The 16,872-nt window shown below is 45.7% G+C and carries 15 protein-coding genes and 3 pseudogenes; 7 read left to right on the top strand and 11 right to left on the bottom strand.

The window, feature by feature from the left end:
- Positions 1-270: 270 nt before the first annotated feature.
- A pseudogene (locus ICC18_RS31830) lies at positions 271-1,529 on the bottom strand (glycosyl hydrolase family 18 protein).
- Between the two features lie 381 nt (positions 1,530-1,910).
- The gene (locus tag ICC18_RS31825) at positions 1,911-2,258 is read right to left on the bottom strand and encodes a winged helix-turn-helix transcriptional regulator (RefSeq protein ID WP_188178430.1); all 348 of its coding nucleotides are present in this window, start codon (positions 2,256-2,258) and stop codon (positions 1,911-1,913) included.
- 138 nt (positions 2,259-2,396) lie between these two features.
- Between ICC18_RS31825 and ICC18_RS31820 the strand changes: the two genes are divergently transcribed.
- The 4 genes from ICC18_RS31820 (at position 2,397) to ICC18_RS31805 (ending at position 4,594) form a co-directional block, all read left to right on the top strand.
- Positions 2,397-3,113, top strand: a complete 717-nt coding sequence (locus tag ICC18_RS31820; RefSeq protein WP_188178429.1) for an SDR family oxidoreductase — start codon at positions 2,397-2,399, stop codon at positions 3,111-3,113.
- 34 nt (positions 3,114-3,147) lie between these two features.
- A complete protein-coding gene (locus ICC18_RS31815) occupies positions 3,148-4,059 on the top strand; it encodes a VOC family protein (RefSeq protein ID WP_188178428.1) in 912 nt (303 codons plus the stop codon).
- Positions 4,046-4,282 (top strand): DUF2798 domain-containing protein, encoded by a 237-nt coding sequence (locus ICC18_RS31810; protein ID WP_188178427.1) that lies wholly within the window; start codon positions 4,046-4,048, stop codon positions 4,280-4,282. The genes ICC18_RS31815 and ICC18_RS31810 overlap by 14 nt, the downstream gene beginning before the upstream one ends.
- 165 nt (positions 4,283-4,447) lie before the next feature.
- A complete protein-coding gene (locus ICC18_RS31805; RefSeq protein WP_188178426.1) occupies positions 4,448-4,594 on the top strand; it encodes a hypothetical protein in 147 nt (48 codons plus the stop codon).
- 440 nt (positions 4,595-5,034) lie between these two features.
- Here ICC18_RS31805 and ICC18_RS31800 read toward each other — a convergent pair.
- The 4 genes and pseudogenes from ICC18_RS31800 to ICC18_RS31785 all read right to left on the bottom strand — a co-directional run.
- Positions 5,035-5,940 (bottom strand): annotated as a pseudogene (locus ICC18_RS31800) (transposase); the annotation flags it as partial.
- Positions 5,941-5,991: 51 nt separating this feature from the next.
- Positions 5,992-6,513: pseudogene (gene sigK, locus ICC18_RS31795) on the bottom strand (RNA polymerase sporulation sigma factor SigK); the annotation flags it as partial.
- 117 nt (positions 6,514-6,630) lie between these two features.
- Positions 6,631-7,590, bottom strand: a complete 960-nt coding sequence (locus ICC18_RS31790; protein ID WP_188178425.1) for an SMI1/KNR4 family protein — start codon at positions 7,588-7,590, stop codon at positions 6,631-6,633.
- A gap of 361 nt (positions 7,591-7,951) precedes the next feature.
- Positions 7,952-8,854, bottom strand: coding sequence for an NmrA/HSCARG family protein (locus ICC18_RS31785; RefSeq protein ID WP_188178424.1), 903 nt, complete (start codon positions 8,852-8,854; stop codon positions 7,952-7,954).
- 132 nt (positions 8,855-8,986) lie between these two features.
- Between ICC18_RS31785 and ICC18_RS31780 the strand changes: the two genes are divergently transcribed.
- Positions 8,987-9,310: a winged helix-turn-helix transcriptional regulator gene (locus tag ICC18_RS31780; protein ID WP_188178423.1), complete on the top strand. Its 324-nt coding sequence runs from the start codon at positions 8,987-8,989 to the stop codon at positions 9,308-9,310.
- A 309-nt stretch (positions 9,311-9,619) separates the two neighbouring features.
- Complete coding sequence (locus ICC18_RS34935) at positions 9,620-9,874, top strand: recombinase family protein (RefSeq protein WP_188178422.1); 255 nt, start codon at positions 9,620-9,622, stop codon at positions 9,872-9,874.
- Here the strand turns inward: ICC18_RS34935 and ICC18_RS31770 are convergent.
- Positions 9,827-11,482, bottom strand: a complete 1,656-nt coding sequence (locus ICC18_RS31770) for a GMC oxidoreductase (RefSeq protein WP_223193050.1) — start codon at positions 11,480-11,482, stop codon at positions 9,827-9,829. The genes ICC18_RS34935 and ICC18_RS31770 overlap by 48 nt on opposite strands.
- A gap of 143 nt (positions 11,483-11,625) precedes the next feature.
- On the opposite strand from ICC18_RS31770, the gene ICC18_RS31765 reads away from it, so the two are divergent.
- On the top strand, positions 11,626-11,877 hold the full coding sequence (locus ICC18_RS31765) for a hypothetical protein (protein WP_188178420.1): 252 nt from the start codon (positions 11,626-11,628) through the stop codon (positions 11,875-11,877).
- 223 nt (positions 11,878-12,100) lie between these two features.
- Here the strand turns inward: ICC18_RS31765 and ICC18_RS31760 are convergent, their stop codons facing one another.
- From ICC18_RS31760 to ICC18_RS31745, 4 genes are all read right to left on the bottom strand, one after another.
- The gene (locus tag ICC18_RS31760) at positions 12,101-12,277 is read right to left on the bottom strand and encodes a helix-turn-helix transcriptional regulator (protein WP_376745682.1); all 177 of its coding nucleotides are present in this window, start codon (positions 12,275-12,277) and stop codon (positions 12,101-12,103) included.
- Positions 12,278-12,529: 252 nt separating this feature from the next.
- A complete protein-coding gene (locus tag ICC18_RS31755; RefSeq protein WP_223193049.1) occupies positions 12,530-14,338 on the bottom strand; it encodes a GMC oxidoreductase in 1,809 nt (602 codons plus the stop codon).
- 286 nt (positions 14,339-14,624) lie between these two features.
- On the bottom strand, positions 14,625-15,053 hold the full coding sequence (locus ICC18_RS31750) for a hypothetical protein (protein WP_188178419.1): 429 nt from the start codon (positions 15,051-15,053) through the stop codon (positions 14,625-14,627).
- 239 nt (positions 15,054-15,292) lie between these two features.
- Positions 15,293-16,315, bottom strand: coding sequence for a leucine-rich repeat domain-containing protein (locus ICC18_RS31745; protein ID WP_188178418.1), 1,023 nt, complete (start codon positions 16,313-16,315; stop codon positions 15,293-15,295).
- Positions 16,316-16,872: the final 557 nt, after the last annotated feature.

Genomic DNA, 16,872 nt, shown 5'->3' with positions numbered 1-16,872 from the left:
TACGTTTATCATGGAAATGGACCCGTTTCGGTGCTACTTCCGGGTGGAATTCTTTACGCTGGCTAGTGTACTGTTGCTTTCTTATACGAAGTCCTTTTTTTCGGCTTTCGATCTTTGCATCGCGGCTGGGAGCCGTCGGTCTGCTGGCGTAGCAAAATGAACCGGTTACGCGTTGATATATTGCCTATCTGCCAATTTTCAGGTGTTGTATTTGTATACGTTATGTTGCAGCAGAAAGGAAAAGTGCTGAGGAAGGTTTGCTATAGGAAATCAAAGTACTTTATTTAATGTAAAAAACTCTTCGACCCAAAAAGCGGATTGCGGAAATTCCAAGCCAAGTTGCCACGCGCCGCCACCTCTAAGGTGGTAATCGACCACAAGTTGAAATTTTGCGGCACGAGCACGGGCATCTTCAAACCAAACGATATGTCTGTTGTCATCTTCATCCCGATACGTAAAGAATGGCTGCTGGTATTCAGTCGAATATTGGATCGGCACTTCATACCTCATGGCCGTTCGGATAGCTGTTGCAACTGAAACGGCGCGGCCGCGAACCGCCTCCGTATTATACATCGTCCAGTCATAACCGTACCGTGGAGCGCCAAGAAGTATTTTATTCCGGCTCATGCGCTGAAGAGCAAACTCAATTGTGCGCCGGACTTCACCGCTGGGTGCGACTGGGCCGGGTGGACTGCTTGCTTCGTGCCAATCATAAGCCATAATGAACACGAAGTCGACGACCGAACCGATTCCGCCGTAATCATATCCTTTCAACCACGGAATATCGTCGCTTGTTTTCGCCGGAACGGCAACGGAAGTAGTATAGCCTTCTGGTCTCAAACGTTCGCTCAACAATCTTAAAAATCCTGTGTACAAATCTCTTTCGTCTTCTCTTACCCGTTCAAAATCAATGTTCACACCCGCGTAGTTTTTAGATGTGACAAGCGTATAAATATTGTTAATCAACCGGTTTCTTAGTTCGGGAGATTGGAGTACTTCCCTTGTCACTTCGGGACTGAATCCCCCCGGAGTCAAATTGGTAATTGTCGCGAGAGGCGCTACTCTATTGCTGCGTGAAACTTGAATGGCAACCGCATCGTTTAACGTGTTCAGATTGCCGTCTTCTTGAATGTGATATTCAAAAACTGCGAAATAAGTAGCATAGCGCGCGAAAGCACTAATAATTTCCCGGTCTCTCTCTGGTGTCGTAGGAAGCAATAACTCAAACTCACGATCGGATATTTGTTTCGAGACGGTAAATTCAGCCTCATTCCGACGGTTAAAATATCAGATGCCAGTCCGTTTGCAGCGCGAAGGATTTCTACCGGTGTTAGGCTCATTTGAGAGATAAGATACAATGAATCGCTAGGCTGGACAATGTAGACGGATGTAGGGATGAGCAGAGCTTGACCGGGAACCAGTTCTGCATCTCTCAAACGGTTCACGTTTCTTAAGGTTTCGATTGAAGCTTGGTATTTGGCTGCGATGGAGAAGAGAGAATCTCCTGTCTTTACAGTATAGATAAACAATGAACTCCCCTCCTTTATCAAAATCGGAGATGCAGATCATCTATATGATGGAGTATGTGAAATTATTCAATCGATAGACAGCTGACTAACTCTGATTGTTTTGACATAACTGCTGCTTCGTCGGACATCTACGGTTTCCAGGCAAAAAGCGCCGGCCAAGAACGCCCAATACGATTCGAAACGTTTTACTCCATCGATAGCACACCGGATCACTCTTACTAACTAAAAATTTCGCATAATCAGACGAGTTTTTTGGAAATATTAGAAATGTCAGTCCAATGGCCTCACGCCCACTTTCCATACAGTATAGTGGAACCAATTCTCGACAGTCTTTATTTTTTCGGCCAAGTACAAATTGCTGCTCCATAACCTATCACGAGGTTATCGAGAATTTTTTTTAGCCATGTATTCCAGATGGGCTATGCCCCATTCATGCATTTGCTGCAATATGTCGTATAGGCCACGCCCATATTCCGTAACCGAATATTCAACCCTCGGTGGCACTTCGGGGTAAACTTTTCGCATGATTATTTCTTGTTCCTCAAGCTCCCGAAGCTGTGTGGTAAGCATCTTTTGCGTGATATCAGGGAGCATTCGTTTCAATTCCCCGAATCGCTTGGTTCCTCCGTGCAGCAGATGTAACAAAATGATCGGCTTCCATTTCCCCACTATAATTTCCAAAGAAGCCTCCACGCCATAGCGGCAAGTTTCAGGCTTTATATTATCCATGTAAACCGCTCCATTCTTCAATAGTATCGTTTAAGATAGTATGCCACTATTAAGTGCGTACTTATCATTCTGAAGTTTTGTATCTATAATAGCATTCATAGGCATCATCAACAATCCCATTTTGAAAGGAGAATCCGTATGAACAGTCTTTCCGGGAAAACCATTGTGGTAGCAGGAGCAACAGGAGGTATTGGTGAGGGCATAACAAAGCTTCTCCTCCAGCATGGAGCGAAAGTGGTCGCGCTTAGCCGTAGTGAGGAAAAGTTTGAAAGTTTACGAGTATATCTTTCCGGCGTTGATACCGGTAATCTCATCACCATGCAAGCCGATCTTGATCAGGATCAGGAGGGAAGTTACGAGGTTTACCAAAGATTGAAAGAGCGATTCGGCGGCTTTGACGGAGCGGTCGTCACCATTGGAACCTGGGGGAATGCAAACAGAAGGCTGATTGACGTGAGCGATGAGCTTTGGGATCAGACCATCAAGGATAATCTAACAAGCCACTTCCGTACTTTGCGCACACTTGTTCCGTTGCTTAAGACGGACGGAGCCTTGATTCATTTAAGCGGTCTAAGCGCCGATGGTCCTTATCCGGGGGCAGGAGTCATCGGACTAACTAATGCCGCTAAAAAGTCGCTTGTGTTGACAATGGCCGCTGAACATGAATCAACCGGGCCTAGAATATACGAACTTATCATAGGTCCAATCCGAACGCGCGAACGTGTTGCAAGAGGAGTCGCACGATCCAATTGGTATAATCCGGAGGATCTTGGAGTCTTTATATCCGAACTCATTCAAGGCGATACTGAAGCTGCACAGAAACCTTTACATTACATGATCCAGCCTGGAGGTTAATGCACCTATCTCAAATGAAGGGTGGTACGTATAAATGGAACAAATCTTCGATGAAAATAGAGAACGATTGGCTTCTTCATTTCCTATCGGTTATGTGTCTTTAAACATCACGAATTTGGAAAAATCGATTGATTTTTATCATTCTATTATCGGGCTCCATGTAATAATGAAAACCGAGCGGTTCGCCGTCTTGGGCACTAGTACAGAGCAGCCGTTAATCATTTTGGCGCAAGAAGAAGCGATTCAAAGAAAATCCAATGCAACCGGAATCGATCATCTGGCTATACTAGCTCCGAATCGGATTGAGCTTGCTCGGCATCTTGGACGAATATTGGAAAGAAATTATCCCATTCGAATGATCACGGATCATGGAGTAAATGAATCGATATATGTAAACGATCCTGATGGCATTCTTATTGAAATTACCCGCGATTTTACGTCGGAGGAGCTTGTTCTGCATAGACCGCTTAGTTCCCAGGAGCTAGCACAAGAGCTTTTAGACTTGAGCCGTCAATTACAGTCTGCCTCTCCCGAAATCGCAACGAATAGGAAAATCGGCCATGTTCTTCTTAAGGTTTCAGACCTTAGCCAAGCCGAGCAATTTTATGTCCGAGATCTAGGTTTTCAAGTATCGATGCGAATCCCGGGCGCCGTATTTGTCGCTTCCGGTGATTATCACCATCATCTCGGATTTCATGTTTGGGAAAGTGGCGGCGGCCCGCGGCCGGATATTTCCGCAATTGGACTTCGTTATTTTTCAATAATCGCACCTAATGATGAAGCTTTACTGCAAACCACGGGTGAATCTATTCGTAACTTTCGTTTTGTCCGTGATCCTGCCGGGAATGGTATTGTTTTGACTTCACATGCGACCATTCACCACGAGGAACTGCTCGATATGGATCAAATCATTTTGGAGAGGAGTAATTCCATTGAAAATCAATAAAAAATACGAACGTATCACCTTCGCTTTTCTCATGGCATTGAGCATGTCTGCGATTATTTCATTTTTCATGGTATTGGTCAATGTAGGATTCCAATTCGCGTTGCTTGGAACATGGCTGATCACGTGGGGAACGGCCTTTCTCATCGCGTTTCCTGCAGCTTGCGTCTTACCTAAACAGATAGGCAAGATTATGAAGAACATATCGTTTATTGAGAATAAATGAAAGAGAAGCAATGCCAAACTAACGCGTATCAATTCCGATTCCTAACAGACGTTATATCAGCGATAGGCGGCATCCATACTATTATTGAGAACCGGTTCCCTACATTGGAGTAGGCCATGAGGATGTTAACGAGAAGTATGGACCAGCGATCTGTCACTGGGGGCTATGAGGGACCGTCGTGACTCAAATCGATCCGAAGAGCGCGCCTTTCGCGCTGGAATCCGTACGTATGACGTGATCACCGCGGTGGACGGACAAGGAGCTCGAGGCCAATTCAAAGCGCACAAGTTGGGAGACCGGGTGACCATTTGATCAACAGAAGCGGGAAAAAGAGCGATGTCACCGTGACGGTCGCCGATAAAATCGCCGCCGGCCAGTAGGTAAATCGGGATTCGTCAATGCGTCAATATCAAGCGAAGGAGGGATGAATGATGCAGCAAGCGACCCATTCCAAATATTCTTGTCCGCTGCTTTCCTTTATTTTGATAACTCTGCTGATCCTAGCGCATAGCCAGCTGGCGTAAGATTCGCCCAACGTTGACGAAGATCAACTATCGACGGTCGCTTCGAAACAAGGGGAGGACGACGATCGAAAAGCCTGAGAAAGTCCCGATTATCGAACGAGGCCACTGAAGAACTTGTAGTTTTTCGGATCAGCTAAGAGGTACAGATAAAAAGACGACCTTTAATCCCAGTTTTTTGGGATTAGGGTCGCCTTTTCACTATTTAAACAGGTCTATTTGTTTAGTTTCTTACTTCATCAGCTTCAATATTCGCTTTAGATTAACCGTGAATATGGTCATAGCACCTTGAAGCTCCATCCCTAATAGACCCGAGGATGTGGCTACATCATACCCGTGCCTGTGCTTGAGTTCGCTGTTCTTTGCTTCAATTTTGTATCGTTCCTTCGCTTTTTCTTTGAAGTATTCGCTCTCATTGGAACATCATTTGTTCCGTATGCTCGTCGGATTTTATACTAATCGAGTACGTTTTGCTTTTGGCTCCATCCTTGTAGCAACCTTCCTTAAATGGGCATCTCTTGCATCACTCCACATCAAAGTAGTACGTATCGACTTGGTTTATCCCGACACCTTTCTTTCCTCCGCGCGCTTTCCGGATCGCCATATGACCGGTCTAGCAGACATACATACCCGCATCCTTATTGAACTGGAATTCATCTTCTTTCTTTCGGCCACCTTGCGTAATGAGTGGGTTGAGTTTAGTAATGAGTTCAATTTCACTGTCTTAGGTGTAGACAATGTTGCCTTTTTCCGAGTAAGCTGTATCCCCGATTACCGTTTTTACCTCCATACCGGCTTCCTTGCTTTTCTCGATCAGCATCTGGAGCTGCTTGCCGTCATTCTTTTCACCCGTCGTGACAACGGCAGCTATAATAATTCGTTAACTTCGGTTATGGCAAGATGCGTTTTATAGCCGAAGAATGAAGAATCCGAATTCTTGTGTCCTACCAAGGCATCCTGGTCTTCCGAGATCCGTAGATGTTCAAGATCATCTTCGACTGTTTCTTTGGGCAGATTGAGCGGTTCTTTTATCTTGGGAAGCTCTCTGACGCCTTTCTCGGCATCAAGCACGGCAATGAGCTTTTGTCAGTAGGCGATTTCCTCCTCCAGCACATCGTTGGTGTTCTTGACCGGGAAATCGCCTCCATTACTTGATCCCAAATGAATGAAGTATGCGATTCATCATCCTCAACGCTTCGCCTTGTAAAACTCATGATAAAGCTTCATGAGCGCCCTCTTTTCTATCCTTGAAACGTAACTCCTGGAAATCCCCAGCTCCTTCGCAATCTCCCGCTGCGTCCGCTCTTCACCACCAAGTTCCAGCCCGAACCTACCCACCACGACTTCCTTTTCACGATCATCCAGTATATCTAAATTCTTATAGATCTTGCTCTTTTCAATCTTCAGCTGCACCTTATCCACGACATCGTCAGCCTCGGTGCCGAGAATATCGATCAATGTAATCTCATTCCCCTCTTTATCCGTGCCAATCGGATCGTGCAGTGACACATCTTTTCGCGTCTTCTTAAGCGAACGCAGATGCATCAAAATCTCGTTCTCGATACAACGAGCAGCAAACGTCGCCAGCTTCGTACCCTTATTCGGCGAGAACGATTCGATCGCCTTAATCAATCCGATCGTCCCGATCGAGATCAAATCCTCCAAATCTTCACCTGTGTTGTCGAATTTTTTGACGATGTGAACACAAAGCAACGTAAATTGTATCAATAAATATGCCCCTTAAATGAACACAAGACTGTTACACGCCAGCCTTGTGTTATATGATATGTCTTTTATTGTATAAAACTAACTTCAGATAATTGGTGTTCAATTTTCAAGTCCCAACTGATTTTTTATCATTACAGCATTCGCCGAACGATGATCGATATACGGAATGCCTGCAGATGAAAAGCCGATCAGCTCTTTAATAAACAATCCTGAACAGCCGATGTTTATCCAATTATCCATAAAAGATTCAAATGACTTCCCTAATCTCCTACCATAAGAATCACTGTCATGTGGTAAGTATACGATTTCTCCAATATTATATTTCATGTCAATACCAATACAATCCCCCATCCCATTGAGGGCAAAAATTAATGAATTTGACCATAACTTATATTCCTCATTTTCGTCGAGGAATTCATTGTCCTCCCGGTAATGATCAAACTCAACTAACTTGTCTATGTTCCATAACCCATGGTCAAAAAAACCACCACCTGCAATGATACCATTAGATGTTCTTGCTCCTTTATTTTCTTCAATCCCCCAATAAAAATAAACTTTACTAGAGTATTCGAGGAGCACCTTTCTAAATGACACTGGCAACTTATATTTGAGTTTTTCTTCTACTTGTAAAATTTCATTCTCAGTAGCAGGTGGATCGATCGAGAGTGCAGACTTACCTCCTCTACCGATGATAGACGAATAAGTTAATTGTAATTTGTGAGTCCACTCATTATAAATGTAATTCGATTCCTGATCATTTTGGATAATCTCTGATTGTGGAGGTTGATATCCTTCGCCTTCAAAACGAACCCAATAAGGTAACTCTTCGAGGTCTACAGGAAGTTCTTTATCCAAGTGATTAAAGTCATCGAGAAAAGCTCTACCTTTGCCTGTAACCTCAAAAGTATCGCGGAATCCTGTTTTTTTAACTTCGATATATCCATTAGCTATAGCAACCTTCAAAAAATCTCTAAGTTCATATTCCTTTATTTTATATAATTCATGATTCAAAGATTGATTGTCTACAATTCTCTTTAATACGCTAAATAAAAATCTCATTGTGAAAAACCTCCCATTTATTCTCATTTTATGGATAAATTTAGTTTACAACATGCACCCAATGATATATAATATTTTGATCGGTTAGCGCAAGCATGCGACGAACCGGGTTCAAGTATTTTTCCGAGACCTGCTGCTCCCCCACTTCTTGAAAGCCGCAAGTAAACAGTCGCTAGCGTGGATATACGATTACCGTATCGACTGGAACGCAAAGATTACGTCTCAGTGAATTCATAAAACATGATTGTAAGCATAAGGTTCACCCCAAAATTAATGTACCAAAAAGCAGACGGCCACGGCTGTCTGCTTAATTTCACTATCGTTCTTCGTTAGCTTAATGACTTGGCTTCAACTGAATCCCTTAATGCTCGGAAGCGAACAGTAACTCCATCTTTGTCTTACCTATGTTTTCCAACCATTCATTAAAAGTCAACAACCCGAGGTGTAACCTCCGGACTTCAGCAATATCAATTATGAGTTCCTCATTATTAATAAACTCAAACGTCCTTGCACCACTTGGACTTATTTGACGAATAGTATCGATTGGAATCTCAACATAGGGAATATCTCTTCCGATAGCACGCGATATTGCGTTCGAAATAGCCAAGGGAGTCAAAGAATCCCCGGCGATTTCAATTGTTTTGCCTAAGTATTTCTCGGGATTCTCAAAAGCTAAGGCTGAAAATGCACCGATATCTTCAACAGCGATTAGTTGTAATTTTATGTTTGATTTTATTGCAGTTGAAAGTTGGCCGGTTTGAAGTCCAAAGAGTGGATCGGAGAAATTATCCATGAACCAAGCCGGACGTAAAATTGTCAGTGGTAAATCAAGGTTTCGAATGTATTCTTCAATTTCCCATTTACTATAATTTCGTCCGCCAATTAATCGATCCGCTCCACTTACCGATGAGTAAATAAAATGTTGAACACCAGCCTTATTCGCCGCATTTGCTACATTTCTTCCAAATCTAACTTCGTCTTCGTAGCTAAAATCCGGTGATATGTTTGGGGAGAATTCTGTAGGTTGAACGCTGAATACCCCATATACTCCTTGCATAGCCTCCAGTAACGAATCAGGATTGTCATGATCACCTTCAAAAATTTCTACCCCAGCTTTCCGCAATGTTTCTGCCGAAGGTTTGTTTGGGTCACGGGTGAGAGCTCTAACGGACCAGTTACCATTTGCAAGTAAATTGCGGATTGTCGCTCCTCCTTGTTGACCAGTAGCACCTGTTACTAGAATGATCTTTTTTGTGTATTCCATAATTAATCTTCTCCCTTAACATTTTTCGCAGCCCTTCTTGATGTTAAGCAGAGTATAACTTTTTGTTGTAAAATTATATAGTACGCACAATATTGTTATATTCTAAACAAAAAGTTAGTAAAGGAGCGAATTATGGACAATTGTAATAACGAAAAAGTTAACTGTCCCATTTTTTACACGCTGTCTGTGATTAGTGGAAAGTGGAAATGGGCTATATTGTTTTTCATAGTAAAAGAAGAAGTGATCAGATATGGGAAAATAAAAGAATACTTACCGCCAATTGCACATAAAACTCTTAGCCAACAGTTAAAGGAATTGGAGGGAGATGGAATTATCCATAGAGAACAATATAATGTCATGCCGCCAAAAGTCGAATATACCCTAACTGAGAAAGGTAAATCACTGGTTCCAATGCTTGACTTCATGTACCAGTGGGGTGAAAAATGGTACGATTGACATCACCTCTAAGATCGGGCTTCCAAAAATATCGGAAGCCCGATCACCATTGTCACTAACCTGCCAGTTAGCTGAATAGGCTGCCGATAATGTCTGCAGCCTGTTGTTATTGTGCTATCGTACCCGTCCCTTAACCTTCCCTAGGAACCAATTTAAAGATTTTATAGCCAAAAATGCATACTAGTATCAGTCCTAGTGTATCTATATTTTTTTGAAGATTAGTATCAATCAGGTCCCCTAAAATATAAATATAAATATCACTAACAATAAAAATATGTGTCTTCATTAGACTAAGGAGAGTTTCCGGACATGGCTAAAATCAGATATGTACGGGTGTCCACTGAAGAGCAAACATTGGATTTACAACTGGATGCGCTCCAAGATGCAGGATGCAAGAAAGTATATCAAGAGAAAATGACCGGCAAAAAGACTGACCGACCACAGCTGAGCCGCTGTCTAGAGTACCTACGTGAAGGCAAGAGCTATCTATCCTGTTACTACTCAAAAAAGAATCCCCTAGCCACTCCATGTCCGACCAATATAATCCGCGGTTCGGATCGCTAGCGCTATTGTCGTTAACGTCGGATTTTCGGCTCCGATGTAAGGCAAAGCGCTGTTATCGGCCACGAACAGTCCTGAGACGCCGCGGACTTGACCGTACTGATCGGCCACCGAAGTGCTCGGGTCATTCCCGATCCGGCACGTTCCCGAATCATGATGCAGGTCCCCCGCAGGCGTCAAGCAGACCGGCGGTCTGCCGTTCTGGGAAGTCAGGCGTATTCCGGTTGCCGATGCAACCCGCTCGATGCCTTCTGCCAATTGCCCGATGACCGCCTTCTCTTCCGGACTAAAGGAATATTGCACTTCGACTTCCGGAACGCCGTACGCATCTTTTTTGAATGGATCCAGGGTGATCCGATTTTCGTACCGGGGATTCACCTGTCCGTAACCGAAAAACAGCACCGATTCTTCCAAAGCGAACGGCCTTATTTCTGTAGTATGAACCCAGTAAAAGGTGGCCGGTCCGGCCATAAGCAGCTGATAGGGCCTTTGGATAGCAGAAGGAACAATAATACCAAGCGTCCCCATCGGAAAATGAAATTGTTCGGTGCTGATCGTTCCTGTCGCCTGTACGAAGGAGTGATTCATGAGGTAATGGCCTAGCGCCGGATGATGAATGCCCGAATGAAGCAGCAGCCGCGGGGTCTCGAACGTGCTCGCCGACAAAACGACGGTTTTCGCCTGGAGCGTGTAAGCGGATTTATCCGGAGTCATCACTTTTACACCGGTTACCTTTCCTTCCTCGTGCATGATTTCCACGGCACGGGCATTCACTGCCGCATCGAATGGCCTGATATTAAGCGCAGTGGAGAGAAAAGATACCGAACTATTGAATATATCGGTGTGAATTCGCCCGAATACGCTCGGCAAAGTATCAGTCGCCAGCGGTATATGGCCTGCGCCCGAAAAGCCGTGTTCCCAAAGCCGGTTCAGCAATACTTCCGTAAAGCTTGCGTCCTCCGCTCTGGTGACATTCATGTGCTGTTCAGCGATGTTATAGAAGCTCTCCATCTCGTCAAGGGGGATCGGCCAATCCGGCAGCAGAGCGAAGTTCATCCGGATCGCAAACGCGTACCAGAACAACGTCCTTCCACCGAAAGCGAAAAGCTGTCTGGCCCCCGGATAGTCCGGGCCGGCCCCCGGAAGCGGCCTTGATACCGTATGGAAATATCGAGTAATCCTCTCCGTCGTCATCATCGGCAGGTTGCGAGCGTGCGTCGGCAGCAGCAGGTCGCCGCGGTCAATGATGCCGATGCGTAAATTTTGCCCTCTAAAGCGCTCGCACAACCGCCAGAGAGCGGCACCGCCTCCGGCGCCGGTGCCGACGATCAGGACATCGTATTCCCGATTAGCCATTTCCTCTAGCGGAGTAAGCGGAAACCAATGATAGAGGGGCGTTACGGGGTCCGTCGGACAAATCGGTAGGTTCGCGAAACTCGTTTGGGGCCGGCTGTATTTCTGTGTAGTTGGCAATCGGACGGGATAACCGGCGATGCGCTGATCCGGTCCATGGATGTGCGGATTAAGAGCAAGGAGATCTTCTGTCGGAATATGATGCTCATTAGCGATGCTTCTTAGCGTGTCCCATTCTCGAGCGATCCAGATTTTCATTGGCGTCACTCCCATTTCCTCTATTTAGCAATCTATAAGCATATGTATGCCGAGGACTTATGAGATAGACAAGCTTTCTTGAGTTTACCGATATTTTGCTTATTGTTTAATAAACTCGCCCAGAGGCAGAGTGAGATTAGCTTATGTTCTTAAATCTACCAACCTTTGCTACGCCGCTAGCTCCAGCAGAGTCGTTGACGTATTTGACCATGTTTATATCGGTATTTCTCTTGACTTTTCAGAATGTTTACTACACTTGGGGAGACGGGATTCGCTTTATTACTCTACCGATCTCTTACACTCCTGCGAATCCAGCAGATTGGGTTGATCCTGATCCGACAACCGTACAAGAAGCATTAGATCGAATAGCAGCTTTTATTGGTCCCATTCCCTAAAATAGATAAAGAAAGGCAAGCGGTTTTGATCTTATTTTGCAGCGCTTGAGCTCACTTTGGTAAAAAGATCTGCGCCGATTCTAATCATACTTGCAGCACGAAGCATAAAAGAAAACAGCCGGAATAATGGTAATGTATACGGGTATCATAAAGCGTCGCGTGAAGCAAGCATGCGGAGGCGACGCTTCGACATCTCGTCTCTTGCCTCTTGTATACCCGGCGTTTACAAATCCCAAAATTGATCGGCCCTGACGGAAGGATCCACTTCCCGAAGGGCCTTCAATATTTTCTGCATGATACTTCCGCTCGGCACATATTCGGTGTTTGAACAAAGTGTGCTCACTGTATTCCGGCTCACTCCTGATAACTGTGAGAGTTTTTCCTGACTATATCCCCGAATATCCAGCCACTCGCGTCGTTAGCCAAATATGCTCAACTCCTTTAACATCAAAATATTCATCTTTAAAGAGAGTCGCTATCATCCAGAAGCATATTTCTAGCGTTTATTTTTGATAGATTGCGAGGATGCCATTATCCCCAAAAAATGACGTGAACCTACGAAGCTTAATCCGATTACTTTTCGGGGACCCCGGTAGATACAAAAAAAGGCCCCAAATAGGACCTTTCGTTGTCAGAGGAGCTGGCCGGAATCCTACCGTCCCCGTGTACGGGCGATATAATCCGCCGTGCGGATCGCCAGCGCCACGGTCGTCAGGGTCGGATTTTCCGCACCGATGAAGGGCAAAGCGCTGTTGTCCGCGACAAACAGCCCGGTGACGCCGCGAATTTCGCCGTATTGGTCTGCGGCCGACGTAAGCGGGTCATTCCCTATCCGGCACGTACCGGAATCATGGTGCAGATCTCCCGCAGGCGTCAGGCATATGGTCGGCCGCTCATTAAGGGGAGTCAGCCGGATGCCTGTGATTTCCGACACCCGCCTGATGCCCTCCGCGATTTGGCCGATGATCCTCTGCTCTTCGGGGCTGAAAGAGAAGTGCACTTCGACTTCCGGCACACCGTAAGCGTCTTTTCGGAAAGGGTTCAGCGTGATCCGGTTCTCGTACCGGGGAGACACCTGGCCGTAGCCGAAAAACAGCACCGATTCTTCCACGGCAAACGGCCTTACTTCGGTCGGCTGATACCAGTAAAAGTTGCCCGGTCCGGCCATCAGCAGCAGATAGGGCCGTTGAAGATTCGAAGGGACCATAATGCCAAGCGTCCCGAGCGGAAACGGGAACTTCGCCCGCCCGATGATTCCCGTCGCCTGAACGAAAGTATGATTCATCAGGTAATGGCCGAGTGCCGGATTGCGAATGCCCGAATGCAGCAGCAGCCGCGGAGTCTCGAAGGTACTTGCCGAGAGTACCACGGTTTTCGCTTTGAGGGTGTAGGCTGTTCGATCCGGGGTCATCACTTGAACGCCGGTCACTTTCCCTCCCTCGTGCTTGATTTCCACGGCGCGCGCGTTCACCGCCAGATCGAACGGCCGGATATTAAGCGCCCTGGACAGAAATGAGATTGAACTGGTGAAGACGTCGGTATGAATCTGTCCGTAAACGCTCGGCACCAGATCGGCCGCCAGTGGAATATGTCCCGCGCCCGAAAAGCCGTTTTCCCAAAGCCGGTTGAGCAAAATTTCCGTAAACGTCGCATCCTCGGTAAACGCTCTGGTCACGTTCATCTCCTGTTCGGCGATGTTGTAGTAGCTCTCCATTTCATGGAGGGGAACCGGCCATTCCGGCAGCAAGGCGAAGTTCATCCGGATGGCGAACGCGTACCAAAACAACGTCCTTCCGCCAAAAGTAAAAAGCTGTCTCGCCCCCGGGTAATCCGTACCCGCCCCCGGCAGCGGCCTTGAAACCGTAACGAAGTACCGCGTAAGCCTCTCGGTCGTCATCATCGGCAGGTTGCGGGCGTGCGTCGGCAGGAGCAGGTCGCCGCGGTCGATGATGCCGATGCGCAGATTTTGCTCTCTCCAACGTTCGCAGAACCGCCAGAGAGCCGCGCCGCCCCCTGCGCCGGTGCCGACGATCAGGACGTCGTATTCCCGGTCCGCCATTTCGGAGAGCGGCGTGAGCGGGAACCAATTATAGAGTGGCGGTACCGGGTCCGAAGGGCAAGTCGGAAGGCCGGCGGTAGTCGGTACGGATGGAACGGCTTCCGGTGCCAGCTCGGCGGATTCCGGCACGGTTTGCACGGAACCGGGGGCCGGGCCGGCGGACTCCGGCGCCATTCGTGCGGGGCTTGATGCCGTGGGGCCAGATTCCGGTATGAATGCGGCTGAATCCGGTGTCGACGTGGCGGATCCCGTCGAAGACGGCAAACGGACCGTATACCCGGCGATGGGCCGGTCCGGCTCGTGGATATGCGGATTAAGAGCGATAAGATGTTCGGCCGGAATATGATGCTCTTCGGCAATGCTTCTGAGCGTATCCTTGTCGCGAGCGATCCATATTTTCATTGACGTCACTCCTGCTTCCTCGGTTTACTTGCTCTTCGAGAATATGTATGCCCGAGGCTTGTGAGATAAACCTCTATCGAGGTCTTTTCGAAGATGAGCGACCGCGTTCAAAGGAAGGTTTATTCGCCAATAGGAAAGTCCATCTCGCTTTAATGCATTAGCGAAATTAGACTTTCCTATGTGGTCAGACAGACGGTGTCGTCTTGAGTTTGCCGATATTTAGCTTATAGTAGCAGCATTCGTACTCATCCGGCAGGTTCGGATCGTCTCATAAATCAAGAGGTGTTTATCGTGCTTCAATCGTATTTGTTTCCGATCTCTTAAAAAAGATAAAATCCCCGCTGACCATTGTAGGCTGACGGGGATTGTTTTGGTTTATTCGGATTAGACGCTTACTTATTGAGTTTAGTGTGTAAAAGAAATCCCCTTCTTCAACTGATTTTAGCACTGAGATATGTTTTCTAAATCCTGATGGTTCAACCACTGGTTTAAAATGTTCTTCACTGCTAAAAATTCCAAAAAAGGCTTTCAGAAAATCCTCGTAGAGTTCAAAAGTTTCTGCCCATTGAGAGATATACTCAAATGGTGGAAAACCAGGATTGTTGTCAGAAAGTTCCTTCCGATGCTTCAACAATGCACAAATTTGTTCATCAATTTTAATGATCCGTTCATCATAATGCTCGGTTGGACGTTCAAATGGCATCCGTTTCAACATTGACCTCTTCTCCTCCTCATTGGAAATCTTTTTATCAATGACCCACCCAAATATTAACATATAACACCTGACCATGAAGAAAAACTTTTTTCATACTAACCTGCCAGTTAATTGAGAAGACGGCAGCCACTTCACCAGCTGCCGTCTCTTCGTGCTTATGAACTAACGTACCCGTAGCTTAATGCATTTGCCCATTATTTAAGCTACTGTTCTATTTCAATCATTTCCCATAACGAATCCTATGACACATTAATGTATTTTAGTTGCTTCATACCATTGAGGAAATCAGGCTTATGATTGATCATACACATTCCTAAGTCCAAGATTCGCAAGTTCTTCAGCTTCTCTAGCTCGAACGGTAGCTCATGGATCGATGTGTATTGAATCGTAAGCTGCTCCAGTTGCTCTAGCTCTCCAATCTCCGGTGGGATGCAGTTTAGGCTGATCTCTTCCTTCGGCTTTGCCCGCCACCCAGATGTCGGTCGATCCGAGCTCGCACAATATATGCAAAGCTCTCTTAGGTTCTTCAGCCTGGCTATAGAGGCGGGAATACTCTCCAAATCAGCCGTCAGGATTTTCAAACGTTCAAGCTTGCTTAACTCGAATAGCCCTTCAGGTAGACGATAAAGATCCTGCTCAAAAATTTCTAGGTCACGCAGCTCTGTAAGCTCCCGGATTCGCTCAGGGAGCTCAGTCAGCCCATGTCCGCTTATATACAACCAATCGGTCTTGTGCTTAATGGCATCATCCAGCAGACAATCCAGGTCACTGTGAGACTTTAATTCCAAAAAAAGACCTGTAATCTGATCCATTAGTTCGATTGCTTCTTCCTCAGTTACTTCCATACCATACATATGTTCATGCACAACGGAGTAAAGGTAGTCTCCGCCACCTTCTTTCAAGAAACACAAGTCTTCCGGCAGGTTTGGATAAATCCAATCCGATAGGCGGTTTGCCATTTGCTTCAGTAGGTTCCCGCTTTCTTCGCAGCATCTATAAAAATAGTAGGTTCCCGCGGTATAAAAGGCATGACTGCGATAGGTATTTCTTATCTGTATAACTTCATCCATATTATCGCCTTGAATTACGATTGTCTTCACCAGGTAGGGTTCCAACGCTTCCAATACGCTTGTGTAATTGCCCCGTACCACATCAGCCGGATTCCATATTTTCTCCCCAAGCACAAAACATTCCGACTTCCGAATCGCCAAATCTATTACCTGCTCGTAAGCTTCGCCTTTAGGGTCTGTATACATTCTCATCCCATAAGTCTCCATTCCCACTCGAAGTACATAATTTCCCTTTACTAAAGTCTGCTCGCTGACAACTCCATATTAACACATATTGGAACTAATCTGCCCTATAGCTTAAAAACGGCAGCCGGTTCAATTAAGTCGGCTGCCGTTCCTGATGTTTCAAGCTATCGTACTCCTTTAGCTTAATCGCAATGAGATTCTAAAATTGAATTTATCTAAAGTGTGGGAAAAAGTGCTAGTAGAAAATTCAGTAGAACATTAACTTTAAAAACCTTGTTCTCCAATCCTTATCTCACCTCTTGACTTCAATTCCAACATCTTAAATGTAACCTTTAATGATTAATATTTACAGTCTTATAATTTAATAGTACCTTGATCATTGTCAACAAACGAGTCGAGTAGAATGCAGGCCTACCTATTTGAGGTTGAGCCTGCAAGCCCTCACAGATCCGTACGTCAGTCTGTCTAACAACTGATTTCTGAGCACGCTTTAAATCATGGATTTATGCAATTTTACTTAAATTAACGTTGTGCATCTTAGATATTGAATGAGCTCGGTCTCT

This window comes from Paenibacillus sedimenti, assembly GCF_014534655.1.
Taxonomy (GTDB): domain Bacteria; phylum Bacillota; class Bacilli; order Paenibacillales; family NBRC-103111; genus Paenibacillus_E; species Paenibacillus_E sedimenti.
The sequence above is the reverse complement of the archived record's forward strand: the minus strand, read 5'-3'. Positions and strand labels throughout refer to the sequence as shown.